Below are 26,557 nucleotides of genomic sequence, written 5' to 3' on the forward strand. Positions count from 1 at the left end.
AAAATATGAATATATATCAATATGGAAAATTGAAATATTATTCCTACAGGGCCCTTATTGTAAGCATATATAGTTTTCTGTTGGTGTTTCCCTGCCAAGCATCTACGCCTACCGTGGGTCTAGCAACGCTTTACCGCACCAAATGTTCAAAAGAGCGTGGCAAGGCTTGGATTGCCAACACTGAGCCGATTTTAGAAGACTGCTTCCAATTGCAAGACTCCGCAGGGATCAACAATCGTTCGCGTAAGCGAGTGATTGTAGCGTCTGATAGATGGGAGCGGAGACCTGTGCCTACGGTTTTTGACCGCTCCAATAGACCGGATGATTTAATCTTTTACGAAAGAGAAGAGAATCTTTATCCAAACGATGAGCTGTTAGCCAAACTTCCGGAAGGCGAAACTCTTATCAATAACGACCATTTGTTGAATGGAAGTGTACAAGGAAGTAAATATGGAACTATATCCATCGTAGCAACAACAGGCCAAAGTTTTGATCGGGCCCTAAATATTTCCGTCGAGGAGTTGCCGGACATTCCCTATTCTTATCAAATAGTCCTTAATGAAGACCTGAAAGGTAAGGCCGTGCATGGAGATAGGCTTTTGGTCAAAATTGCTATGCGAACACTATCAGGCGGGTTGACAGAAGCCCAACGAGGCAAAATCCAGCTGGTTATGGAAGAGGCAGGCAAGGATGGCACGTTCAAGAAATTGCTTTTGGAAGATGTCTCGGCCAAAGATACCTGGGAAACCTTTTATTTTCCGGTCGAGTACAAAGAAGGGTACCCGAAGCTCTCGGTACGGCTGGGATATTATATCCAACATGTTGAGATCGGCGGATACGAGGTAATCAATTTTAGGCAACAAGTAGCTTTAAAAGATCTGCCGTCAAGCAGAATGCCCGAGGGATTTTCTAAGCATGCAAAATGGAGAAAAGAAGCACTGGAGCGGATAGAACAGGTCCGAAAAGGAAATTTTTCTGTCAACGTACAAGATAGGAATGGCAAACCGATACCCTATGCCAAAGTACGATTGGATATGATCGAGCATGATTTTGAATTCGGCTCTGCCATTGCTCAACACCGTGGAATATTGGATGATGGAGACCCAAGGTATAAAGCGACTGTACGACGCTTGTTCAATGCAGCCGTTTTAGAAAACAATCACAAATGGGGCGTGTATGATGCTCAACCAGAGCATGCAAGGGCAATGGTGGATACGATTAAAAAAATTGGCCTGAAATATATGCGGGGGCATGTCTTGATGTGGGATCGCCCCTATAAACCAGGCATTAGCTCTGCCCCAATAGATATATTGGCAACATTCAACAATAAACAGGATATCGATGCCTATGTCAAAAATCATATTTTTGGGATAACACAAGATTTTAACAATAACATCAACGATTGGGAGGTGCTCAATGAGTTTGTGACAAATACAGCGATTGCTGATGTGTATGGAAAACAGGTTGTGATCGATTGGTTCAAGTGGGCTAGAGAAGCTACGCAAAATGAAAACGTAACATTGTATTACAATGATTATATCACCGATAATCGATTATTCCAACTACTTGACTGGATGCAGGATAGCAAGGTTGATTTCGACGGAATAGGAATCCAATCACACTTTATTACAGCACAGGATCCGGTCGAAATACAGGATTTTTTCCAAAAGTTTGAAAAATACGGAAAGCAGTTGAAGATTACGGAATACGACTTTACGACAGATGACGATATGCTGCAAGCCCAATTGACGAGAGATCTGCTTATCCTCGCGTTTAGTACCCAAGCCATGGAGGGATTTTATTTTTGGGGATTCTTTAATAATAGCGGTGGAACCCGATATCCATTTTATGACCAGAATTGGAAAGAAAAACCGGCTTTAGATCAATATATAGATCTTGTATATAATAAATGGTGGACGAAGGAAGAAGGGAATACCGATAATGAGGGGATATTTAAACTGAGAGGCTTTTATGGTGACTATGATATTACAGTCGAAGCCAATGGAAAGTCAGAAACCATGAGTACCTCTCTGTCGAATTCGACAAATAACGATATCATCATCACGCTGGATACGGTGGTAGATTAAACCCTTGATATTAAAGAATATTACAAATGAAAAATAAAAAAGAAGCAGTTGGCGTACAAGCAGTACGCAGTACTGTGAAAAACCGCAAGGGCGGGCCTATTGAGGAGTTAAGGCACTATATCGCCATCTTATGTTTGAAGAAAAATAGTGTACGATGGAATTTCAATCTCTTACTGCTTGTATTGTTCTTTGGAACAGCCAACTGCCTCGGGCACGAAACGCTTGTTGAAAAGTCCGGAAAGGATAAGAACGATCAATTTAGAGTAGTCGGATATTTTCAGGGAGATTTGGTCAAGGAGATATCAATGGTCAACTTCTCAGTGCTCACACATGTCAACATCGCATTTACTAATCCGGATTCAACGGGTGCTTTACCAGAGATTTCCGGATTGAAAAACTTTGTGACCCAGGCACATCGCCACAAGGTGAAAGTTCTGATTTCAATTGGTGGTGGTCGTGCGCCTAAATACTACAAGACACTGATCAACGAAGAAAACAGGTCGAGGTTCACGCAAGAGATCAATAGGTTTTTGGACATGTACCAATTGGATGGTGTAGATGTGGATTTGGAGGGGGAACTCATCACATCAGACTATGAAGGCTTCATAGCCGATCTGTCTGCCTCCTTGAAAAAAGGAATTTTGTTGACCGCTGCTGTGGCTACAGAATACGGAAAGAATGTACCCGTGGGTGCATTGGAAAAGATGGACTTTGTGAATATCATGAGCTATGATAAAACAGGGCCTTGGCGTCCGCACAAACCAGGACAGCATGCACCATACGAGATGGCTGTGGATGACATCGCTTTTTGGCACGGAGTAAAAGGCGTGCCGAAACATAAGCTTAATCTGGGATTGCCATTCTATGGACATAGCTTTTATGAAGATGGAAAACAGGGAACAAGTTATACCTACAACAGACTAGTGACCGATTATCCCGGTGCCGAGTCAAAGGACGAACTACAAATGAAAGATGGTGCTACTGTATATTATAACGGTGAGTCGACTATTCGCAGGAAAACGGCATTTGCCCTGAGCGAATTGGGAGGGATCATGGTCTGGCAGCTGAAACAGGATGCGACAGGTGATAAATCACTGCTGTCCTTTGTCAAGGAGATACTTGATACAGCGGCAAAGTACACTAAAAAATGATGGAAGATAAGGCATAAATATGTGGAGGATGATAAAAAAAATCCTCTTAAAGATTCCGAATTTTACTACGTTTAGTTTCTGTGATCTGCCGACAACCGTTACAAATCCAACACGGGAAAAACGATGGAATCGCCTATTGACCCGATGTGGTGAAAGGGTTTGAAAAGGCAAAAATCCATTACGACAAATTTGGAATGGGCGACTGGTTTGAGTTTATCCTACATGAGAGCAGGCACGAAGCCAAGATAGAAGAGGCTGTACGATTCTTGAAAAAATTTTTGATGATGATACATTAACAGTGCCACATAGGGCACAACGTGTGCCAATCCCTCTTATTGCAGATAAAAGCTAATTTATCTATGTTTGTATACTTGGATAGAAAAGAAACTAGGGGTAGGGGCAACATGAAAGCTATAGAAAACCAAGAGTATAGAAACCTACTGGAACAGATTGCCAAGGGGGATACCACTTCCTTTGCAAAGCTCTACGATATTTTTTGGCCCGGTTTATTACAGCATATATCCACGAAGATCACCAATGTTCAGGTAGCGGAAGATATCGTCCATGACCTGTTCATATCCCTGTGGAACAGAAGGACGACTATCCTGGATATTGAATCTATTCCAGCCTATCTGTATTCGGCCTGTCGTTATATGATATTAAGCTATTATCGCAAAAATGCCCTCACCAATCATTCCGGTTACGAACTGGAGGAAGAGATCGCGGACAGGGAGCAACCTTTGGAGGAACGGTTGTACTATCGTTACCTCCTGGATATGCTGGACATAGAAATTGAAAAGCTTCCGGAAAAATGCCGGCAGATTTTTAAGCTGAGCCGTTATTCTTACCTGACCAACAGGGAGATTTCGGAGAAACTGTCAATTTCTGAATCGACGGTAGAAAACCATATCAATAAGGCCATCAGGAGATTACGTGCTGTTTCCAAAAAACATTACATTTTTTTCCAACTTTTTTACTAAACCGAGTAGGTGCTGGTATCGTTTTCGGACACCTATCTATACGAAGGGGTAATTCCCGGTACAATTATATGCACAAATTGAACAATTTTATTGAACGTATTAAGCGGTATCTGCTGGGAGAAGAAACGGCTTCAGAGCGTAGGGATCTGTACGAAATGTATGATCGCATCGACGAGTCGGACACCTTGAATGAAGAGCAGCGGGCAAAGGTGGCTATGCGAGTCAGGCGGCGCATTCTCCAGACTATTCGCGTGGAACAGCATGTCAGCAAACCGTTTCCATTTTTGCGGTGGATCAGTGCAGCTGCAGTTATTCTTGCCATAGTTGGGGGGGGCTATTGGTTAACACGACAGCAGCAACGTCCCGCAACGGTAGAGGAGCTGGCAAATTTTGAACCCGATAAAGGATATGCTGTCATCATCTTACCAACCGGAGAAGAGGTCAACCTGGATAGTATCCCTGTGGCGCAAAGTATACAGGTCGGCAATACCATCATCGCCAGGGACGCCTCTGGCGAAATCACATATAAAAGTATCCAAGCCGGAGACAATCCAATATATGCTTTACAGACACCCCACTCATCGATATCGGAAATCAGGTTGTCGGACGGGACTAAAGTACTTTTGAATGCGGCGTCTAAACTGTACTATCCCGCGCAATTTGGAGAAGGTGATCGGATTGTAAGACTCGAAGGAGAAGCGTATTTTCAGGTTACCAAAACGTCTAGCCGCAGTCGCTTTATCGTGGAATCAAAGGATCAGCGTACGATTGTTTTAGGTACAAAATTTAACGTTAAAGCTTATGATCACGACTGGGCGATATGGACGACATTGGAAGAAGGGTCTGTTCGGGTTGTGACAAATCAAAATAACGATCGGAATGTCGTATTGTCCTCAGGTCAACAAGCTGTATATGAATCGGCCGAACTTCGTAAACAGACTGTAGATCTGGAAAGTGCATTGGGATGGACGAAGGGGCTATTTTATTTTGACGGAACCAATACAGCCGATGTGCTTCGGCAGATAGAACGTTGGTATGATATCGATATCACGTACAAAGAAGACAAAACGGACGCGCAATATAGCGGCAAGATACCTCGTAATCTTCCGTTGAACAAATTGATAGATCTGCTTATATATGCAGATTTTAAAGTGGACCCCCGTATCAATGCGGAAAATAGGATTAACTTAATTATAAACTAAATTTAAGATCAGACTTATGAATAGAAAAATTTATCCGACTTAAATAGAAAAAGCAGATATAAAAAAAATCCGGAAAATGTTCGCGCATAATCCGGACTAAAGGTATCTGGCTATCAGCAAATTACTTTTTCGTGTAGAATTTACAACGTAATAACCAAAACTAAACAAAAGTATGAAAATAAATTTAAATCTGCTCTTGCAGAAGGAGAGATGTTGTCGTGTCAGTCATCATTTTTTTAAGCCCTTAGCTCCTTCCGCAAGAACACTATCTCAAGTATGGATGAGAATTCAAGTTATTGTACTATTATCGGTGCTCTGCCTGACACAGGTGAATGCATTTACCTTTGGCCAAAAGATAACCCTAAAAACAGATAAAGGAAGCCTTGAAAGTATTCTCAAAGAACTGGAAAGACAGAGCGGTTATACTTTTTTCTACAAAAAGAATGAGGTAATACCCGTTAAAAATATGTCTGTCGATATGCAGAATGTTCCTTTTGAGGAGGCCCTGAATATTGTATTGAAAAAGACAGATTTTAATTTTGATTTTTTTGGAAAAACAGTCGTTCTAAAAAAGACGCCGATATCTACCGGGCAGCTAAAGACGGAGACGGAAACTTTGAAAGAAGTACAGCCCGCTATAACCATAAAAGGAATGGTAACCGACACTGATGGAAATCCCTTATCCGGGACTTCCGTTAACGTTAAAGGTGGCCAACTGAGGAAGACAACAAATGCGAATGGGGAATACGATATTAGCGTTCCAAGCCCAGAAGCTATACTTGTTTTTTCTTACGTAGGCTTTGAAAGCAGGGAAATCAAGGTCGGTAATCAGCGAAATATAAACGTCAGGCTGTCCATGACCAATCAGGACCTGGAACAGATTGTTGTTTTGGGTTATGGGCAGGAAGTCCGTAAGATCGATCTGACAGGATCGGTGTCCCAGGTCAATATGGATGACGTGGGGAAGGCTCCTGTGGGCAATCTGGATGAAGCTATACAGGGACGGATAGCCGGCGTTAACATATCGGCGATTGATGGTCAGCCCGGCGAAGAGATGAATATTGTCATCCGGGGAGGAAATTCCATCACGCAGGACAACTCGCCCTTATATGTTGTCGATGGCTTTCCCATGGAAGAATTCGAGAGCTCAAGCATCAACCCGGAAGATATTGAATCGATAACGGTCCTAAAAGATGCGTCATCGACGAGTATATACGGGGCACGCGGCGCCAACGGTGTCATTCTGATCGAAACGAAACAAGGAAAGGTGGGCGCACCTGTTATCACATTCAATAATATGGTCGGGATCCAGCAGGTTCAGAAGATGATGGAGCTGATGAGTCCTTATGAATTTGTGAAATATCAGCAGGAACTGAATGCTTCGCTGACTAATAACAGATACTTAAGTGGTTATGGCCGGGAGCTTGAAGATTATAAAAGTGTAAAAGGCATTAGCTGGCAAGATCAGATTTTCAGGAAATCGATAAACAGAAGGCATAACCTTTCAGTAAGAGGGGGGAATGCCAACACCAGGTATGCAATATCCGGATCGGTATTCGATCAGAGTGGTGTTATTCTGAATACGGGATACAAGCGATACTCGGGAAGGCTCACGCTCAACCAGAAAATAAGTGAAAAGATTGACGCTAACCTGAACGTCGCTGTTACCGGACGGGAAAAATATGGAGGAACCGTACGGGAAGAAGACGGAGCTACGATTACAGCTGGGTTGCTAACCCGGGTTTGGGGGTACAGGCCCATAACCGGTACGTTGATTGAAGAGGATTTACTGGAAGCCGATATGGATGAAGAAGAAGTCGATCAATACGATAATCGGCTTAATCCGCTTGTTACTCAGTCCAATCTGTATAATCCGAGGTATAATACCGATGTGTCGGCAAATGGTTATGTCCAATACAAAATAGCACCCTCCTGGACACTAAAAAGTACGGGAAGTTTATTCACCGGCATGACGCGAAACGAAGCCTTTTACAATTCAAAAACCGGACGGGGTTCTTTGAACAGTATATTTAATACGAAAGGTATAAATGCGAGTGTCAGCCATGGCCAGCGTATTACCTGGTCGAATAATACGACATTGCGTTTTAACAAAACATACAACAGAAGACATCGGTTAACCGGACTCGGGGGATTGGAAGTGCAATCTTCATCCTACAAATATTACCGCTTTGAGACCCAGCAGATACCCAACGAATCGTTGGGTATGGCCGGGATGGGACAAGGGATACCATTGGGCAAGGAGTCGGAATGGCGTGAGTATGGGTTGCTCTCCTTTTTCGGACGTGTGGATTATAGTTACCGGTCCAAGTATATTTTGACCGGAACGCTACGGGCGGACGCTTCGTCCAAATTCTCGAAAAGCAACAGATGGGGCCATTTTCCGGCTGTCGCGGCAGCATGGAATATGCATCGGGAAAATTGGTTCAAAAAGCAAAATGTAGTTACTTCGTCAAAACTCAGGCTGAGCTATGGACTGAATGGTAATAACCGGATCGGTGAATATGTGCGGTTTCCGACTGTTTCGTTTTCGGAAGACGTGGCATACTCTTGGGGAAATGGTACGCCACTGTTGGCTGCAGTGCCTGATTTGCCTACCCCGAATATAAAGTGGGAAACCACGGAGAATATTGACTTGGGGTGGGAACTCAGTTTTCTCAAAGGCAAATTGGATCTGGAGATCGATCTGTATCGGAAAAATACGAGAGACCTGCTGCTGAATTCGCTGATTCCGACAAGCCAGGGGTTCACCCACGCCATGAAAAATGTGGGATCGGTGCGGAATGAAGGCTTGGAATTCACATTGAATACGGTTAATATCGATAAAAAAACGTTCTCTTGGAATTCAAGCTTTAACATCAGTTTCAACAGAGGTAAGATATTGGAGCTAAACGGAGCGCAGGATAAAATGTACGCTACTCCAAGATTTATCAGCCAGTACGCCACTAATCCGCTTTATATCGCAGAAGTAGGCAGTCCTGTCGGTATGTTTTATGGATACATCTGGGACGGGACATACAAATACGAAGATTTCACCAGTCAGGGAGAAGGAAATTATATATTGAGTCCCGATGTCACGAGCAACGGAGATGAGTTAGTCGTGCCCGGTGATATCAAATACAGGGATTTAAACGGCGACTTGACGATTGATAACAATGATCTGACCGTAATAGGCAGAGGTGTGCCGATACACACCGGCGGTTTTAACAACAACCTGGTGTATAAGAATTTCTCGCTCAATATATTCCTCCAGTGGAATTATGGCAACGACATCTATAATGCGAACAGATTGCTTTTTGACGGGAATGGGAATGTCAGGAATAATCTGAATCAATTCGCATCGTATGCAGATCGGTGGACACCGGAGAATCCCAATTCGGATATTTTTAGGACACAAGGGCAAGGTGTCATCGGCTGGCATTCGTCCCGGGTGTTGGAAGATGGTTCTTATTTGCGCTTAAAAACGGTGTCGTTGGATTATTCGCTTCCTCAGAAGCTGATTAAACAGGCGTATGTGAAAAAACTGACTCTTGGAGTAGCGGGACAGAACCTGCTGACCTGGACCAATTATTCCGGAATGGATCCGGAGGTTTCGACCAGGGCGGGGAACCTGACACCGGGATTCGATTATATCGCTTATCCTTTGCCAAGGACAGTGGTATTTACGTTAAATGCGACATTTTAATATTTGATGTTTAATGCTATGGAAAAAATTCTAAAATATATAATAGTAAGCTGTGGTGTCCTCCTGATGACATCCTGTGAGAAATTTTTGGAGCGATATCCCCATGATATCATGCCGTCAGATTATTACGAAAACGAAGCGGAATTAACGTCGGCGATTATAGGGGTTTATGATAAGCTTGGGGGTGTTTACGGAACAATCTGGCTTTACCGGATGGGACATGAAGCGGATGAAGGCTTTCATTCGAGTTCTAGCCTGGTAATAGGCCCCCAGAATTTTAATTTTTCGGCGTCACATAATTATATTGCTACGGCATGGCGGAATTTGTACGAGGGGATATACCGGGCGAATTTTGTCTTGAAATATGTGGATAAGAATACACAGATTCCCCGAATAGTCAGAAACAGGATAAGGGGCGAGGCACTATGTCTCCGGGGGCATTTCTACTCGGTACTGGTGCATCTCTATGGGGGTGTCCCATTGATCCTGGAACCGACGACAGATGGAGCGGCAAACATGAACATACCGCGGAACTCGGTGAAGGAGGTGTACGAACAAGTGCTGGAAGATCTTGAAGCTGCCGAAAAATTAGTGCCCGCTATTACCGAGATCGGTCACGGTGGCCGGGTCAGTAAATCTGCTGTGAGAGGGATGTTGGCTCGGGTTTGTTTGTATATGGCAGGCTATCCACTGCGGGATGTGTCTAAATATGAAGACGCCCGGCACTGGGCTAAAAAAGTTATCGATGATCCAGAAGCCGGACATGAACTGAACCCTGATTTTTCGGATATTTTTATCAAGTATGCCCGGGATGAGTATGATATTAAGGAGAGTATATGGGAGGTGGAATTTTGGGGAAACAGGCGGGATAGCTATACCGAAACCGGTTATGTAGGTTTTGCAAATGGTCCCAATACCTCCAATCCGGAGACCGGTAATGGGTATGGGGGACTCAAGGTTACTGCAAAATTGTACCTGAAGTACAACGATAGCGATCTCCGAAGAGATTGGACGATTGCCAATTTTACCTACAACAGTACAGGTCCAAGTGGTTCGAAAACTATGATTACAAACACGGATGAAGGATCACTTTACGATAGGAGAGTGGCCAAGTGGAGACGGGAATACGAGACGCTTCTTCCAAAAGCAACTGGACAGACGCCGCAGAACTTTCCTTTGTTGCGGTTTTCGGATGTTCTTCTCATGTATGCTGAAGCTGATTTTTATGCTTCCGGTGAACAGATAAACCCTTTAGCGTTGGAATATATCAACCTTGTGCGGAGACGTGGGTTTGGAAAGCTACTCCCCGGAGCCACAGATATCGATGCGTATGATCTGCCCGCTTCCATAGATCCGGCAACTTTTGAAAGAGAGATAAGAGATGAAAGAATGCGGGAGCTGGCTTTTGAACAGATGCGGAAGTTTGATCTGATCCGGTGGGGTGTTTTTATGACCGAAATGAGAGAGGTCGTAGACATGGTCAATGTCATGTCCCCTTCTTCATCCACAAGTCAACATGTACGTGAGCGATTTGAGAATGCATTGTACAGCAGGCATTTGATCTGGCCTATTCCGGCCGTAGAGATCATGATGAACAGGGCTATGAAGCAGAATCCAAATTGGTAATGATGAAAATTAAACGAAATAAATATGAAAAAGATTGTAAATCTGATCTTGGGAATTGTTTTTCTCGTGTCGGCTTGTGATACGACGCTGGACGTTGGAGAAGCACCTCAACTGGAAGTGACCACCGCGAAAACAACGTATAAAGTGGGGGAAGAAGTGATTTTTAATATAGCGGGTGATCCCAGAATATTGAACTTTTATTCGGGCGAGTATGGTAATGATTATGATTACCATGAAGGGCGTTTGCTCTCGGGACCCGACAAAATCCAAGTGGAGTTTAGGTTGCGGGAGCAATATCAAGGGGATCGGACAGGTTCGATCCTCAGTATACTGGTTTCTTCAGATTTTGTTGGCGACAGATCCTCTTTTGAGGAGGTAGACGCGGCCAACTGGACGGATATCACAGATAGATTTGTGATTATCGGACACGCTCAGGGAAGTACAGGTAAGGTCGATGTAACCGAATTTCGGGAACCGGGTAAGCCTTTGTCCTTTGCTATTAAGTATGTTTTTGATCCCGATCTTGGGAATGGTCAAGGTACATGGCCACAGATTTCCTCGATAACGGTAGAAGCGCTAACACAAACGGATAATTTTCTTTTGAGCGGACCTTTAACCAGTGATTTTCCAAAATATGGTGCGTGTAGTAGCCTCAAGAATCCGATACAAAGCCTGAACAGATACTATGAATCAACGCTATCATCAAACCTCTTGGTTATAGCGCGAAATCAAAATGTAACCGTAGATGATGTGACATACAGTAGTAGCGACTACACAGAGGAGTACTTTGTGACGGTTCCCTATAATGTATCTGCAGTTATAAATGCAGGTCCCGATAAACCCAAAACCATAAAGGGCTACTCGGACTCTAAGGTGAACTCCTATGTGCACGTATTCTCCGAGCCGGGTGTATATAAGGTAAGGTTCGTCGGAATAAATCACTCGATCAAAGAGACAAAAGAAACCGTTAAGGAACTGGAGATTACGGTGGTAGCGGACGAATAAATCGTAACAAAGAAATATCAGTTAAATAATGCATAATGATTATGAGACTTTTCAAAAATAAATGGAATACTAGACGCGCACTATGTGCTGTCGCAGGAATGTTGTTTTTCTTATCCTGCAATAAGGAAGATGCAGTGGAAGAGGTTCAGAAAGTTGACCAGGGGCCACCTCAATTTGAGGTGACTACGGCAAAAACGACCTATAAAGTGGGCGAACAAGTAACGTTTAATATCAGTGGAGATGCAGGGATATTGGACTTTTGGTCAGGGAAGTATGGTAATGATTATGATTACCGTGACGGACGTTTGCTCCCAGGTCCGGCCGAAATCATGTTGGAGTTTAGAATGCGTGAGCAATATCAGGGCGAAAGGACAGGCTCGATCTTTAGTATATTGGTTTCTTCGGATTTCGATGGCGACAGAACGGTGTTCGAGGATGTGGACGCAGCAACCTGGACGGATATCACCGACAGATTTTTGATTGCCGGAAGCGCGCAGACAAACACGGGTAAAGTTAATATAGGCGAATTTCGGGATGGGAGCAAACCTTTGTACGTTGCCCTTAGGTATATTGTTGATCCTGACCTCGGAAATGGTGAGGGTACTTGGCCACAGATCACCTGGATGACGGTAGAGAGCATAGAAGGAGGGGAGACCGTTCTTTTGAGCGGACCTTTAACCAGCGATTTTCCAAAGTATAGTGCAGCCAGTAGCAATAAAGATCCAATGGCAAGTCTGAACAGGTACCATGATTCAGATCTGGCGTCAAACCTCTTGGTTATACAGCGGAATACGTCTACATCGGCAAGTTGCACGTATTGCAAAAGTGCTTACACGAAAGAATATTTCGTGTCTACACCCTATCAGGTAGGAGAAACCGAATTGGGACCCGATAAGCCGGTGACCTTGACTAACATTTCGGAGCCTATCGTCCGATCACATAGCGTAACGTATACCCAACCTGGTGTGTATAAGGTTAAATTCATAGGGACAGATCCTGCGCTTGCGGAAGGCGGCCAGGTAATAAAAGAACTCGAAATCACCGTGGTCGAATAGATAATTGGAAACGAGAAATAATAGGATGATAAAAATGATGAAAATGACGAAAATGACGAGTTTTTTATGTTTGTTGGCCGTGTTCGGTTTATGGATAACAGGAAAAGGGGTGGAAATCCCACATAAACCGCATGCGGGCGCAGCGATTACGACACCGACGAAGGTGCAACTCTCTTTTAATCTACGCTATAACTATCCGACGCGGACGAGCGCGAAGATCAGTGTACTGGTCTCTACGGATTTTAACGGTAAGAGAGAATCGTTTGAAGACATACAGGCGGCGACCTGGACGGATATTACAGATCGATGCCATATCGACTATGAATCGAACAAATTTACCCCGTCGGGGAAGGTGGATATAACGGACCTGCATAGGGAAGGTAAGCCCATATATCTCGCTTTCAAATATGTTTTTGACCCGGCGGAGGGCAACCGTCAAGGGGCGACCATATGGATTGGTAAAGTCTTGGTCGAGGCGATAACGGACGGGAAGACGACAGTCTTAAGTTCTGATCTAGCGACCGATTTTTTAAAACATGCAACGGGAGATGCCCATAAAAATCCGACACGGAGTGAAAACAGGGATGCGTTAGGAACGGGGAAAAGCCTTATTATGCAGGCGAATTTCCATCGCAGCGCGACCGTAGAGGGGGTGACGTATACGAATAGAACCCGTACCGAGGAATATTTTGTGAGCGTTCCTTATTATGTGAATAAGAAATAATAGCAGGTAGAGAAGAAGAAGATGAGAAAAAGTTTTTTACTATTAGCGGTATTCGTTTTTGTAAACGTAGCCGGTATCGCACAGGTTTCCCGTTTTGTGGCTCCTCATGGAGTGGGAAAAGCCGATGGAAGTACACCGAAGGATGCGGCGGATTTTTTGGATGACAAGTTTTGGGCCGGCGTGCAGCAGGCCTTGCAAAAGCAACCTGTCACGGTGAATTTTGCCGATGGTGATTATCAGCGGGCATACACGGAGAGAACCTTCGTCTTACAAGATATCGGACATCCCACACACCGGCTCATATTGGAGGGAACACCAAAGACCATTTTTGCCGTGCCGGCGGGACACCCGTATAAACCGCTGATGGTGTCGATCAAAGATGCGGTGAATATGACGATCCGGAATTTTCATTTCACCGGCGAAGGCGCTGTCCGGTATGTACTGCGGGTCAGCTCGACTAAAAAGAAAGGGACAAAGAATATTTTGCTCGAGAATTGTTCCTGGACAGATATGCCGGGGGTGATCGCCGGCGCTGCAGGTACGTTGCACGAGACGACATCGCACATTACGTTCAAGAACTGTACGTTCAAGCGGATTGGTTCAAAGTCGGGCTTAATGATATATAACGCGCATCACTCACATCACCTTAGCGTCATCGACTCCTATTTTGAAGATTGCCCCGGAGATTTTGTACGGTTTAGGGATAAGGTGGATTATGTACTGGTCAGCGGATCGACATTTGTACGTACTAAATTACCACGCCGGCTAAGAGCCTTTATCTCCATGCCTACTTTCACCAATGTGAAGGGTCGTGTCGAAACTTTTGGGACAAACTATGCTTTTGTCAACAATACATTTGTGGACCATAACACAATAAGAAGCGCGATCGCCTTTCACCATTATGGCCACAACAGAAACCCGGGATTCAATTATTTACTGACCGAAGAAGAAGGAAAGGTTTTGACGGGTGGAACGGCGGCGGAAAAGAAAGCGCTGTTATTGAAAAATTTCGGTATAAATATGGATTCCGTCCGGATACGGGGCAACAATTTCCCGTCACACCTTGACAACAAGGTAGTCGTCGGGAGTTTTGCTCGCCTTGGGGCGGAGTCTAAAGGATGGGAAGGGTTTGCGGATATTTTGGATACTGTCAATGACAGCAGCGAACCTTTCGATTGGGAAGTACAGGCCACAAATTAATTTTTTCTTATGAAAGCTGTTCAAATCTTACTGCTTATCCTATGTATATCGATCTGCTCGTCTTGTAGTAAGACGAACGGCGATATTGATATTAATACTGGTAGCGAAGGAGAGGACAAGGGTACGGTGGATGAGGATGTCGATGCTGACGGAAGCCGCATCTATTATGTTTCCTCACTAGCCCGGGGAAGAGGAGACGGAGAAGAGGCCTTGCACGCCGCCGATTTTTTAGATGATAAATTTTGGGTGAAAGTGCAACAGGAGCTACAAACCCGATCTGTCACGGTGAAATTTGCTGTAGGGAATTATCAAAGGGCATACACGGAGAAGACCTTTACGCTAAAGGGTATGGGGCATGATACGCATCACCTTATATTGGAAGGTTCGGATACACAGCAGACCATTTTTACAGCACCTAAGATAGGTGATAGCGAAACCGTGGTGCCGTTGATGGTGTCGATTATGGATTGTCAAAATATAACGATCCGTGATTTTCACTTTAGGGGAGAAGGGAGTGTTCGATATGTGCTCCGAGTGAGCTCCACGCCTGAGGGGGGAACCAAGAATATTTCGATCGAGGATTGTTCGTGGGTAGATATGCCGGGCGTTGTCGCTGGGCCGACAGGGACGATAAACCCTACGACGTCCCATATTACGTTTAAAAACTGTACGTTTAAACGAATTGGTACAGAGTCTGGTCATATGATCTATAATGCGCACGGTGTGCAGCATGTACACGTTATAGATTCCCATTTCGAAGATATGTATGGGTATGGAGATTACGTGCGGTTTAGGGATAATTGTGATTATGCGCTGGTCAGTGGATGTACCTTTGTACATAACGCTAATGCCGGTAGAGCCAGGCTTTTTATTTCGGTACCGAATTTTAACAGTTCGGTTGACGGGCGTATCGAAACTTTTGGTACCCACTATGTTTTTGTTAATAATACATTCGTGGACCACAGCAATACACTAGAGCGTGCTATCGCTTTTCATCATTATGGTTATAACCGGCCTGGATTCAGCTATTTGTTAACGTCAGAAGAAGGAGCGATTTTGGAGTCAGGAACCGTTGCTGAAAAGAAACAGCTTTTACTAGAAAATTTTGCGGTAAATATGGATTTGATTCGGATATACAACAATCATTATCCTTCACATATCGACAGTGAAGTGGCGTTCGGTAGTTTTGCTAGTTCTGGAGCAGAATCTAAAGGCTGGGAAGGATTTGTCGGGGTTTTCGAAACGGTGAATAGCAGTAGTGAGCCTTTTGATTGGGAAATGGAAGATCCGCAATAAATCAGGATGAATTAAAATGAGAAATGTGTTAAAAAAAATTATTTATTGTACAGCCCTGATGCTGTATGCTCTACTGGTCAGTTCCTTTGGGAGTGCTGCGGACAAAAACAGGAGCCAGGAAGTCATTCCATGGGCTGATATTCGAAAGGATCATCCCCGGATTTTCCTCAACAGGGATATGCTTCCCGAGATCCGTTCACGGGCTCAGGGCGTTCTCGCGCAGGATTTTGCCCGGCTAAAAAAGGAAGTGGACGCATTGCCTTTAGATGCGCCGGTCATCCTGGATCATAGCTTGTTTTCGGAAACTAAAGATGGAAAGATAAAATTCAAAAAGCAGAGTGTCCACGGGAATAAGTTATTCAAGTATAATGGCGGAGAAGAAGCTGTTAAAGCAGCTCTCGTCTACTTGATTACGGGGGAGCGCGTGTATTTAGAGAAGGCAGTTAATTACATCAGGTTGGCGAATTATGTCTTTCAATGGACGGCACAAAGGGGGCTCTGGGTGGATTCGATCGGTCAGGTGAGGATCAACGCGCTGACGGCTTATGATTGGGTGTGTTCAGAGCTGGATACGGCCCAGCGCAAAGAATTGTTAATGCCGATGTTAGATTACATTGCCAAATCACAACCCGATGGTGAATATACGTTCCGGAGAAGTAAAGGCGGGCCCCAAAGTGGAGGATATGGGGAGCGGCCGCTAGAATGGTTTGCCGGATTGGCCGGTTATGGTGATGGCGTGGATGATGCACGTGCGGAGGGCATGTTGAAAAGAGGGGGTAAGCTGTATACCGATATGATGAATTACAGAGAAAATATATCAGCCGGATCCGGACTGCTTGCAGCCTCTACGGTAACTTATTCATTCTCGACCTATCCATACGGTACGTTCCATTTTCTCCATACACTGCATTCTGCCTTCAACCAGGATGTCACCGGCCGGTGGAAACAGATGTTGGATTATCCGAACTGGTTCGATTGGGCGGCGCTGAAATTATATCCCGACGGGGATATGTTGTTCCATGGGATTGGCGATATATTCCATACCGATAACCGGGCCCGGACCACATATATGTACACGCACATGGCCCAGGTCATTCACTTTTACAGTGATAAGTATCCAAAGCGGATGGATGCGGTTTATGCCCTGCAGAACAGATTGCCGGACAATCAGAAGAAGATCCAGGTGAGCCTCTATCCCTTTCTCCCTTATATATTGACCAAATTCAATCTAGACAAGGTAGTAAATACCACAGCTCATATAGACTATGGCAGGTATTTTTATAATTCCAGTTTTGGGCTGTTGCTGATGAGGTCGGGCAAAGGGGACGATGATACTTATGCAAGTTTTCGGTTTGGAGCCAGGCAGATCAATCACCAGCAATACGATGACCTGAGCTTCATTATTTATAAGAAAAACTTTTTGGCGTTGGATGGAGGAAGCCGGACAGAGACCTATCACCACCACAACTTTGCGCCACAGAGTGTCGCACATAATACGATCCTGATTCACGAACCTCAGGAAGCGATGCCACATTTTTGGAAAGCCTGGGGGTATAAGCCGGATGGGAAGACTTATTATAATCACGGGGGGCAATATAAAAAAGATCGGGGCGTGGCCCTGGCGTTACACAGTACGGATGATTTCATCTATGCGGCAGGAGATGGCACGAAGAATTATTCCGAAGTAAAGAGTAAAGAAGTCGTTCGGCAGTTCGTCTATCTCAAACCCAACCTCTTCGTGATCTATGATCGGGTAACCTCGGTTCGGAAAGACCAAAAGAAAGAATTTTTGATCCGTTTTCAGGAAGAACCGGTATTGCTTGGAAACAACCAATGGAAGGCGACTCATGACGGAACTCTTCTGGTCTCTACGCTACTTCCGCGATCTCCGAGCTATAATCTTGTAGGTGGACCGGGTCGGGAATTTGAGGCGTCCGGTCAGAACTGGGAACTACCCGGCGGAGCGAATTGGGCGGATCAATTTAAAACTACCGGAAAGTGGCGACTGGAAATCAGCGATTCGGAAGAACAGGTCAACAGCACATTTTTAAATGTATTGCAGGCCGCGGCTTCCTCTACTGCCACTCCGGTTAACAAGGAGTTGCGGCAAACCGCACAACATGATATCGTGACGATTGTCGATGAGGCAGGTAACAAATGGGAACTGTCCTTCAACAAAAAAGAGGAGATAGGCCTTCACATCAGAATAGAAGATAAGAATGGGCGGATAAAGCATGATAAATACCTGGATAATACGATTGAAACAAACGGCAGAAAATGATAACTTAGTGATATGAAAACTACCCTTAATTTTATCTTATCGCTGCAGCTTATATTTGTGCTCAGCCTGGTTCCCTTTATATCACCTGCTCAGCAGCACGCGACAGACGGAGAAGTAACCGGAATAATAGAAAAAGAATCGCCGGATTTACTCAAGCTATATCAGCATCTGCACGCTAATCCGGAGCTGTCGTTCCAGGAGAAGGAAACCGCGAAGCTGATGGCCGGTGAGCTGCGAAAGGCCGGGTTTGAAGTTAGCGAGAATATCGGTGGCTATGGTGTCGTTGGCCTGCTCAGAAACGGCGAGGGCCCCACTGTGATGATACGGACGGATATGGACGCGCTTCCCATTAAGGAAGACACGGGTCTTCCGTACGCCAGTCAGGTGACGGCTACGGATGCTAGTGGCAAGGTCGTACCGGTCATGCACGCCTGTGGGCATGATCTGCACATGACGACCTGGGTCGGCGTCGCCCGGGTATTCAGTCAGATGAGATCAAACTGGAAAGGTACGCTGGTCTTCATCGCACAGCCTGCGGAAGAAAAACTGACCGGTGCAAGGGCGATGATCGCAGATGGGTTATTTACGAAATTTCCCCGACCGGATTATGGACTTGCCCTGCATGTCAACCCGGCGTTAGAAGTCGGTAAAGTAGGTTATAAATCGGGATATGCCCTGGCTAATTCGGAGAGCCTGACGATCACGGTTAAGGGAAAAGGTGGTCATGGGGCTACGCCACATACGAGTATTGACCCTATTGTCATGGCGTCCAAAATAGTTCTCGGACTGCAGACGATCGTCAGCCGGGAGCTTTCTCCGCTTGAATCGCCCTCGGTAATCTCCGTGGGTTCTATACACGGCGGAACGACGGGAAATATTATACCGAACGAAGTAGAAATGAAACTTACCGTACGTTCTTTCAGCGACGAAAGCCGGGAGGCTATCATCGGTAAGATCGGGCGTATATGCCGGGGTGTTGCATTAGCGGCTGGATTAGAAGAAAAGGATTACCCGGTAATCGAGTCTACCACATTATATACACCGGCACAGGTTCGGGAACTCACAAAAAATAAGCCTTCGGGGGCAACGGCGGACAATTATAACCCTTCGGTCTATAACGACCCGGTACTCACCGGCAAGGTGGCCACTGCTTTCAGAGCGACATTCGGCGAAGGGAATGTGGTCGAACTTCCGCCGGAAATGTTCGGTGAGGATTTCAGCAACTACACCCGGGTATCGCCCCGGATCCCCACATTGATCTATTCATTAGGTACTTCTGCTCCTTTTACGGATAATGTACGGAGCTACCATCCGACGCATTCTAGCAAGTTCAGTCCGGTGATCGGGCTTGGCCTTACTACGGGTATACGGAGCATGAGTGCGGCCATCTTCAGCTTGCTGAACAGTTCGCCGGATTAACAGAAACACTTTATTATTTGAGAAATTACAATGAATTTTTTTGACGGTAAAAGAATCGGAGTTATAGGGCTTGATGCCATGCACGCTGTTGCACTTACAAAATTCATCAATACCAATACATTGCCCCGGTATGCCGGTTACCGTGTCGTGGCGGCATACCCGCACGCCGGCACTATCCCGGAGGACCGAAAGGAGCGTGTGGCCGGATATATCCAAACGGTGCAGGGATTGGGGGTGAAGATGGTGGATTCGATTGGGGAGCTGCTTCGACAGGTCGACTTTGTCATCCTCACCAGCAATAATGGGTACGTACACTTAGAGCAGGCAGCCCCTGTTCTGGAGGCACGGAAATTACTGTTTATAGACAAGCCTATCGCGGCAACGCTGGAAGATACAAGAGCTATATTCCGCCTGTCGGAACAGTATAACACGCCTGTTTTTTCTTCCTCGGCGCTACGTTTTATAGATAGCCTGCGCGATTTAAAAAATGAAAATATCGGAGACATACTGGGCGCACAGACTTTTAGCCCGGCAAGTACAAAACCGGACCTGCCCGATCTCCTCTGGTACGGTATACACGGTATAGAGATGTTGTATGCCGTTATGGGCACGGGCTGTGCTACGGTTACGAGAACCGCGACACCGGATTTCGACTATGTGGTCGGCGTCTGGGAGGATGGACGTATCGGATCGTACCGGGGCATGCGCAAGGGACGTACCGGATTTGGCGGAACCGTATATGGCAGCCGGAAAAACAGTGTATTGGGTGGATTTGGTGGGTACGAACCTTTGGCAGCAGCGGTCCTAGACTTTTTTCAGACGGGCCGGCCACCGGTATCGCCCCGGGAGACCATAGAAATGATAACATTTATTATGGCTGCCGAGGAAAGTAAACAGCATAACGGACGGACAATCCATATAAAAAATATATGATCACGATGGCTTATAGAAAACATATAACGGTAGGCGTACTATGCTGTACTTTATTGATATCCTTGCTGTTTGCAGGCTGTAACCCGCGTGTTCCGCACCATTTCGATCAGGAAACTGAAGAGAACATCAAGCTGGATTCGACCGTTCTCGGGGTGAGTGTCGTGGCAGACAGCCTGATTGTTCCCTGGGAACTTGTATGGGGGCCGGATGACCGGATCTGGGTGGTCGAAGAAAGAGGCCATATCATGCGTATCAATCCTTCGACCGGAGAAAAACGTATTATTTTAAAATTGCCGATCGGCGCACGCCCCGAGGGAGCACAGGCGCTCCTGGTCCATCCGGACCAAAAACGATATCCCTATGTGTATGTCCATTATAAAAAGATCAAGGAAGACGGAAAAAGATACCATATTCTGGAGCGGTATGAATACCGGAGAGATACCCTTCTTCGTCCGAAGGTAATTATGGAACAGCTGGCCGGTAAGTCACATAGCGGCTCCAGGTTGGCCTTTCATACCCCGCGGCGTATTTTATGGGCTACCGGCGACCAGGCGATCAAGGGTGCTACCCAGGATCCAAACAGTTTCCACGGAAAAGTGTTACGCATGGATCTGGACGGGAATATCCCTGACGATAATCCTACTCCGGGCTCCTATGTCTATGCCCTGGGATTCAGGAATATGCAGGGCCTGGTGGTCACACCGAAGGGACAGATCTATACTTCTGAACACGGGGATGCGAGTGACGATGAGATCAATCGTATTGTCGGCAACGGAAACTACGGTTTCCCTGCAATCGAGGGAACGGTAGACAATGACATCGAACGTGAATTTGCCCTGGAGCACAACACAATCGCTCCTCTTATCGCATGGACTCCCACAATCGCTCCGGCGGGACTGGATTATTATTCATCGATGAAAATCCCGGAGTGGAATAATGCCCTGCTCCTGGTTATGCTGAAGGGACAGGGGCTCCGGGTGCTGAACCTGAACGAGGAGGGAGACAGAATAGAGAAGGAGGAAGTCTTTCTGGAGAAGATGTATGGAAGGATCAGGGCGATCTGTGTTTCGCCTGATGGTGATGTGTATATCTCGACTTCCAATCACGACTGGAATCCCATGACTTCCCCGGACCGGCGGGATGACCGTATTCTGCGTATTGCGAAGGTCAAAGAGGCGGTTAAAGCTCCGATATACGGGAAGAATGCTGCTGATATTTCCGCACAACCGAAAACCGGCGAGGTGCTTTATCAACAGTATTGTATGTCCTGTCATAAGAATAAGGGAAAGGGACTGAAGGGTATTTATCCCGCACTGGCCTCATCAGAAGTGGTGAAAGACAGTGAAGAGCTGATAAGAACGTTGGTAAACGGCAAAAAAAGCGGGGATTATGCGATGCCTTCCTTTACCTTCCTGGCAGACGAAGACATGGTGCGGGTTGTCAATTATGTCCGTACAAATTTCGGCAATGATTATAAAGAGATAGACAGGACAGCGGTGCAGGAGATACGTGAGAAAGTGCAGAAGAAATAGGATACGCTAAGCAGTTAGGGAATAAATTTTACATAAAATCACTAAATAATATAATAATGGACCATATTCATATCTCGTTTCATCATTTTATTCATCGGAGTTTTCAATCCCGGTTATCTGTGGCAGAGTTTTTCGGTCGATCGGGAGTGGTGATCCGGTTTATATGTGCTGTCTACTGTACTGTTTTCAGTGTGATTGTGACGGGGCAGGAAAAGTATTCGCTGGACGATATTTTCGCCACGCCGTACCTCTCGCAGCTGAACGCCGCGGGAAATACCGGAGACCTGGTCTTTTCGGTGAACGAGCGTGGGCACCGGAATGTATATATCGCCCGTTCTCCCGGTTACCGGCCTGAGAACCTGACGAAATGGAATGCGGACCTGGGGCAGGAGATTACCAGCCTGTGCGTCAGCGCTGACGGGCAGTGGGCCGTTTTCGTACGCGGGGGCGACCATGCGGGCAATTTTGCATTACGGGCCGTCAACCCGGCCTCTCTGGTCGAGCCGCAGCAGATCCTGCTTTACAGTGTGCACCTGCCCTCGGGCAAGGTCACGCGGATCGGTGCGGGTGATTTTCCCGAGATCCATCCCGACTCTAAACGCGTTTCGTTCCGGAAAGATGACCAGGTATGGATCGCATCGCTGGACGGCAGTAACGACCCGGAGCCGCTTTTCCATGTTTCGGGCCAGGTCACGGCTATGCAGTGGTCCCCCGACGGAGACCGGTTGCTTTTCGAGTCGAAGTACGGTTCGTATTCCTTCATCGGGATATTCCGGCAGGACGGGGAAAGGATCCGTTGGATCGATCCGTCCTATCGCCGGGACCGGTTTCCGGTATGGTCGCCCGATGGACAGTCGGTGACGTTTGTCCGTGCCTTAGCCACCGTAGGCGGCCTGATCAAACCACCTGTGCCCTGGTCCATTATGACCGTCAACCTGGATACCGATAAGGTGGAAGAGATCTGGACCTCGCCGGCAACGGAGCGGGGGGCTTCACCGCGGTGGCCGGGTACTTTCAATCTGAGATGGCTTCAGGAGGATGTGATCACCTTTCTGTCCTATCAGGACGGATGGCCACATCTTTACAAGATCAACCCCCGTACCCGCCGGGTAGAGCAGCTGACCACAGGTGATTTTACGGTGGAGCAGATGAGCTATAGCCGTGATGGGAGCAGGATTCTGGTCGCCGCCAATACGGGTGACCGGCCGGATGACATTGACCGGAAGCATATCGGCATGGTGGACGTCGCTACGGGAGGATTTGAGCTGTTGACCAAAGGCGAGGGCATAGAAACATCCCCGGTCTTCGTGCGCGGGACGGACAGGATTGCTTTTTTCAGCAGTGTGCCCCATCGTCCCACCCTGCCGGCGCTGATGGATGTAAATAAGCCCGGTTCGCAGAGAACCGTTGCTTCGTCGCTGCTTCCGGATTTTGATTATCAGCAGCTGGTTACCCCCGAACATGTCGCTTTCAAGGCCGAGGACGGCCATCCGGTATACGGTCAGGTGTTCCGGCCCAAAGGGCAGGTGAAAGATGCCCCTGCGATCGTCTATATCCACGGTGGTCCGCCAAGGCAGATGCTGTTGGGCTGGCATCACAGTGATTATTATTTCAACGATTACATGCTTAACCAATATCTGGTAAGCCAGGGTTATGTTGTCCTGTCGGTGAATTATCGGTTGGGTACGGGATATGGGTTTGACTTTCAATATGCGAAGAGGACAGGTGGGAAAAATGGGGTTGAGGAATATCGGGACATTCTTGCCGCGGGCAAATGGCTTGCAGCGCAACCTTTTGTGGACGCTGGGCGGATAGGTGTGTGGGGTGGTTCTTACGGGGGCTTCCTGACGGCAATGGCTTTATCAAAAAACTCGGATATCTTCAAGGTTGGGGTGAATATCCATGGTGCGAATTATCGGATGCTTGGCGGGGCGGGCCCGACTTCCGCCAGAGCGGACAGCATTACCGCAGCCTGGACATCGCCGGTGCTGATTATTCATGGAAGCGATGACTTCAATGTCCGGTTTACGGAGAGTATAGATCTGGCCAACCGGCTTTTGGGTAAAGGTGTAGAGGTAGAGTATCTGGTATTCCCCGATGACAACCATCATTGGATGCTGTTTGATAACCTTATGAAGAGGAGTAAGGCTACGGCACGGTTTATTATGGAGAAAATGCCCGTTAAACATTAAATAATAACAGATCGGAGGCTACTGCGATCCATGTATATGGCGACGATGTATATACGACCGGATACCAACACAATGGAGACACAAGAAGAGTGGTATATTGGAAAAACAACGAGATCAGGCGACTAGGGGATGCATCTCCCTACAATGGCGGAACGGCTATCTTTGCTGATGGCAGTGGTGTCTATGTAGCGGGTACGGTGTACGAGATGGTTGAAGGCAGAACTCTTCCTTACCAGCATGTGTGGGTAAATGATGCATTCTTGCAGAAATCGGGTGCTTTGGCGCTTTCGGGTATTCAAGCCTTATTTCCGTATCAAGACACGTTGTACATGGCAGGAGACTTTGGACAACAGGCTCAGCTATGGACGGGTCGTAGCATGCGGGGACTGGCCGGTAGTGGTTCGGGAGCGCGTGCGCTGAATGTGGTCAATGGAGAGGTATATGTCTTGGGCTTTGAGGTTGTGAATTCGAATACCGATGCGATATCCGTATGGAAGTATCGGCGGAATGGTGTCCGGCCGGAGAAAGTATTTAGCCATGAATTGGGCAAACGGATTACTAAGATGGATGCTGCGATGTATGGCAATGACTATTATTTCGTAGTCAATTCGAGCAATGGCAATAGTTCGGTGCATAAGAATAATCAATTGCTATATAGTCTATCCGAAACAGGGAATGTAGAGGCACAAGCTATACAGGTGTATCAAGGAAAAGTATATGTCCTGGGACAGCAGATCGATGGTACGGCTGCTACCCCAACCCTCTGGATAGATGGTGAGCCACAAACCTTGTTTGATGCCGATCAGAAAATCTATCTACACGACTTCTTTATTAAATAGTTTTTGCAGGGATTTTCGGAGTTTTTAATATAAAGGTGTCTAAAAGGTATGAATGTCGGCCACAGTCATCCTTCAGGATGACTGTGAGCCTGTAGAATTGTGAAGTAATTTGCTATAAAACTGCTTAGAAATCCCTTCTTTTTATAATTAAAGAAATTCTTTTTAGTCAGTAATCAATGTCGTACAAAAGTCGTTTGTTTTTTCGCAACACAGTTGTTCCATAGTCTGATGCAGTTGTGCTTTAAACATGGCTATTGTATGTTCGCCACCTTGCCTTCCTAAGGCAGCTACGCCGTACATGAAAGGTCTACCCATGAAGGTAAAATCGGCACCACAGGCAAGCGCACGCCCAATATCAGGTCCTGACCGGAGGCCGCTATCTATCATGATTTTATATTTGCTTTTGAAATTGTCCGATAACCTTTGCAATGACTTTATCGTGGATTCACCGGCATCAATTTGGCGACCTCCATGATTGGAAATAATGATTCCGTCCACACCTATATTAGCACAAAGCTCTGCATCTTGTTCGCTCACCACACCTTTTACAACAAGTTTACCTTTCCATTTATGTCTTATTGCCCTCAATTTTTCGACATCTACCCGCCCCGTAAACGTGGCATCCATAAATTTGCCTAGCTGTTTCATGTTCATGTTTTTTTGCATATACGGTTTCAGTGTGGCAAAGGAAGGGATACCTGCTTTCAATGTTTCGATACTCCAAGTAGGGTGTTGTGCGGCTTGGACAAAATTGAGGATCGTGTTTTTAGGTGGCATGGATAGCCCGGCCTTGATTTCCCGATAACGCAACCCAAAGGAAGGTACGTCTATCAGAACTACCAGCACCTGACATCGAATCGCTTCCAGTCTGTATAGGATATCGTTAAGCATCTTTTCCTGTGTAGGGTGATACAGTTGAAACCAGAATTTACTCTCGGTTATCTCAGCGATACGTTCGATACTGCTCGTCGATACCGTGCTTAGGACAAATGGAATGTTGTGGTTTAAAGCGGCTTTTGCTAATATTTCCGGTGAATTTGGCCACATTAAACCTTGTAGGCCGATTGGTGAGATACCGAATGGTGCGTCATATATGTGGCCAAACAGCTCTGTACGCATATCGACACCGTTGTGTTTTCTCAAGTATTGCGGCATCAGAAGCACTTGTTTCAAATCTTCTTTATTCCTCCAGACATTCAGCTCATCGTTGCATCCGCCTTCTAGGTAGTCGAAGGCAAATTTGGGAATACGCTTTTTTGCTTTCCTTTTCAGGTCCGCAACTGATGGATACTTGGTGTTGTATTTTAATAGATTTGTGTTCATATCTTTTTT

At 46.1% G+C, this 26,557-nt stretch carries 19 protein-coding genes; 18 read left to right on the forward strand and 1 reads right to left on the reverse strand.

The genetic code is table 11. The annotated features are described in order from the left end of the window. Nucleotides 1–5 precede the first annotated feature (5 nt). The 18 genes from G5B00_RS07610 to G5B00_RS07695 all read left to right on the forward strand — a co-directional run bounded on the left by G5B00_RS07610 (nt 6) and on the right by G5B00_RS07695 (nt 25,225). The gene (locus G5B00_RS07610; protein WP_163872959.1) at nt 6–2,087 is read left to right on the forward strand and encodes an endo-1,4-beta-xylanase; all 2,082 of its coding nucleotides are present in this window, start codon (nt 6–8) and stop codon (nt 2,085–2,087) included. Nucleotides 2,088–2,113: 26 nt separating this feature from the next. Then, the gene (locus G5B00_RS07615) at nt 2,114–3,238 is read left to right on the forward strand and encodes a glycosyl hydrolase family 18 protein (RefSeq protein WP_163872962.1); all 1,125 of its coding nucleotides are present in this window, start codon (nt 2,114–2,116) and stop codon (nt 3,236–3,238) included. Between the two features lie 149 nt (nt 3,239–3,387). Further along, nucleotides 3,388–3,534: a hypothetical protein gene (locus G5B00_RS07620; RefSeq protein ID WP_163872965.1), complete on the forward strand. Its 147-nt coding sequence runs from the start codon at nt 3,388–3,390 to the stop codon at nt 3,532–3,534. Between the two features lie 108 nt (nt 3,535–3,642). Continuing rightward, nucleotides 3,643–4,218, forward strand: coding sequence for an RNA polymerase sigma factor (locus tag G5B00_RS07625; RefSeq protein WP_163872967.1), 576 nt, complete (start codon nt 3,643–3,645; stop codon nt 4,216–4,218). Nucleotides 4,219–4,286: 68 nt separating this feature from the next. Next, nucleotides 4,287–5,420 (forward strand): FecR family protein, encoded by a 1,134-nt coding sequence (locus G5B00_RS07630; RefSeq protein ID WP_205966344.1) that lies wholly within the window; start codon nt 4,287–4,289, stop codon nt 5,418–5,420. 280 nt (nt 5,421–5,700) lie between these two features. Further along, on the forward strand, nt 5,701–9,123 hold the full coding sequence (locus G5B00_RS07635) for a TonB-dependent receptor (RefSeq protein ID WP_205966345.1): 3,423 nt from the start codon (nt 5,701–5,703) through the stop codon (nt 9,121–9,123). Nucleotides 9,124–9,141: 18 nt separating this feature from the next. Further along, on the forward strand, nt 9,142–10,749 hold the full coding sequence (locus tag G5B00_RS07640) for a RagB/SusD family nutrient uptake outer membrane protein (RefSeq protein ID WP_163872977.1): 1,608 nt from the start codon (nt 9,142–9,144) through the stop codon (nt 10,747–10,749). Nucleotides 10,750–10,773: 24 nt separating this feature from the next. Continuing rightward, nucleotides 10,774–11,754: a DUF5017 domain-containing protein gene (locus G5B00_RS07645; protein WP_163872980.1), complete on the forward strand. Its 981-nt coding sequence runs from the start codon at nt 10,774–10,776 to the stop codon at nt 11,752–11,754. A gap of 41 nt (nt 11,755–11,795) precedes the next feature. Beyond that, nucleotides 11,796–12,809 carry a DUF5017 domain-containing protein gene (locus G5B00_RS07650; protein ID WP_163872985.1) on the forward strand — a complete coding sequence of 338 codons (1,014 nt, stop codon included), beginning with the start codon at nt 11,796–11,798 and terminating at the stop codon, nt 12,807–12,809. Nucleotides 12,810–12,843: 34 nt separating this feature from the next. Continuing rightward, nucleotides 12,844–13,533: a DUF5017 domain-containing protein gene (locus tag G5B00_RS07655; protein ID WP_205966346.1), complete on the forward strand. Its 690-nt coding sequence runs from the start codon at nt 12,844–12,846 to the stop codon at nt 13,531–13,533. A 21-nt stretch (nt 13,534–13,554) separates the two neighbouring features. After that, on the forward strand, nt 13,555–14,733 hold the full coding sequence (locus G5B00_RS07660) for a hypothetical protein (protein ID WP_163872991.1): 1,179 nt from the start codon (nt 13,555–13,557) through the stop codon (nt 14,731–14,733). A 9-nt stretch (nt 14,734–14,742) separates the two neighbouring features. Continuing rightward, nucleotides 14,743–16,029, forward strand: a complete 1,287-nt coding sequence (locus G5B00_RS07665; RefSeq protein WP_163872994.1) for a hypothetical protein — start codon at nt 14,743–14,745, stop codon at nt 16,027–16,029. Between the two features lie 25 nt (nt 16,030–16,054). Beyond that, a complete protein-coding gene (locus tag G5B00_RS18330; RefSeq protein ID WP_163872997.1) occupies nt 16,055–18,310 on the forward strand; it encodes a heparinase II/III family protein in 2,256 nt (751 codons plus the stop codon). A 12-nt stretch (nt 18,311–18,322) separates the two neighbouring features. Next, nucleotides 18,323–19,729, forward strand: a complete 1,407-nt coding sequence (locus G5B00_RS07675; RefSeq protein WP_163873000.1) for an amidohydrolase — start codon at nt 18,323–18,325, stop codon at nt 19,727–19,729. A 30-nt stretch (nt 19,730–19,759) separates the two neighbouring features. Then, nucleotides 19,760–20,662: a Gfo/Idh/MocA family protein gene (locus tag G5B00_RS07680; protein ID WP_163873003.1), complete on the forward strand. Its 903-nt coding sequence runs from the start codon at nt 19,760–19,762 to the stop codon at nt 20,660–20,662. A gap of 5 nt (nt 20,663–20,667) precedes the next feature. Beyond that, entirely contained in the window at nt 20,668–22,194 is a 1,527-nt protein-coding gene (locus tag G5B00_RS07685; RefSeq protein WP_163873006.1) for a PQQ-dependent sugar dehydrogenase, read from the forward strand. Nucleotides 22,195–22,721: 527 nt separating this feature from the next. Then, complete coding sequence (locus G5B00_RS07690; protein WP_163873009.1) at nt 22,722–24,386, forward strand: S9 family peptidase; 1,665 nt, start codon at nt 22,722–22,724, stop codon at nt 24,384–24,386. An 89-nt stretch (nt 24,387–24,475) separates the two neighbouring features. Beyond that, a complete protein-coding gene (locus G5B00_RS07695) occupies nt 24,476–25,225 on the forward strand; it encodes a hypothetical protein (RefSeq protein ID WP_163873012.1) in 750 nt (249 codons plus the stop codon). Between the two features lie 162 nt (nt 25,226–25,387). Here the strand turns inward: G5B00_RS07695 and G5B00_RS07700 are convergent, their stop codons facing one another. Then, nucleotides 25,388–26,548 (reverse strand): alpha-hydroxy acid oxidase, encoded by a 1,161-nt coding sequence (locus G5B00_RS07700; protein ID WP_163873015.1) that lies wholly within the window; start codon nt 26,546–26,548, stop codon nt 25,388–25,390. Nucleotides 26,549–26,557: the final 9 nt, after the last annotated feature.

It is taken from the genome of Parapedobacter sp. SGR-10 (assembly GCF_011030405.1).
In the GTDB taxonomy this organism is placed as follows: domain Bacteria; phylum Bacteroidota; class Bacteroidia; order Sphingobacteriales; family Sphingobacteriaceae; genus Sphingobacterium.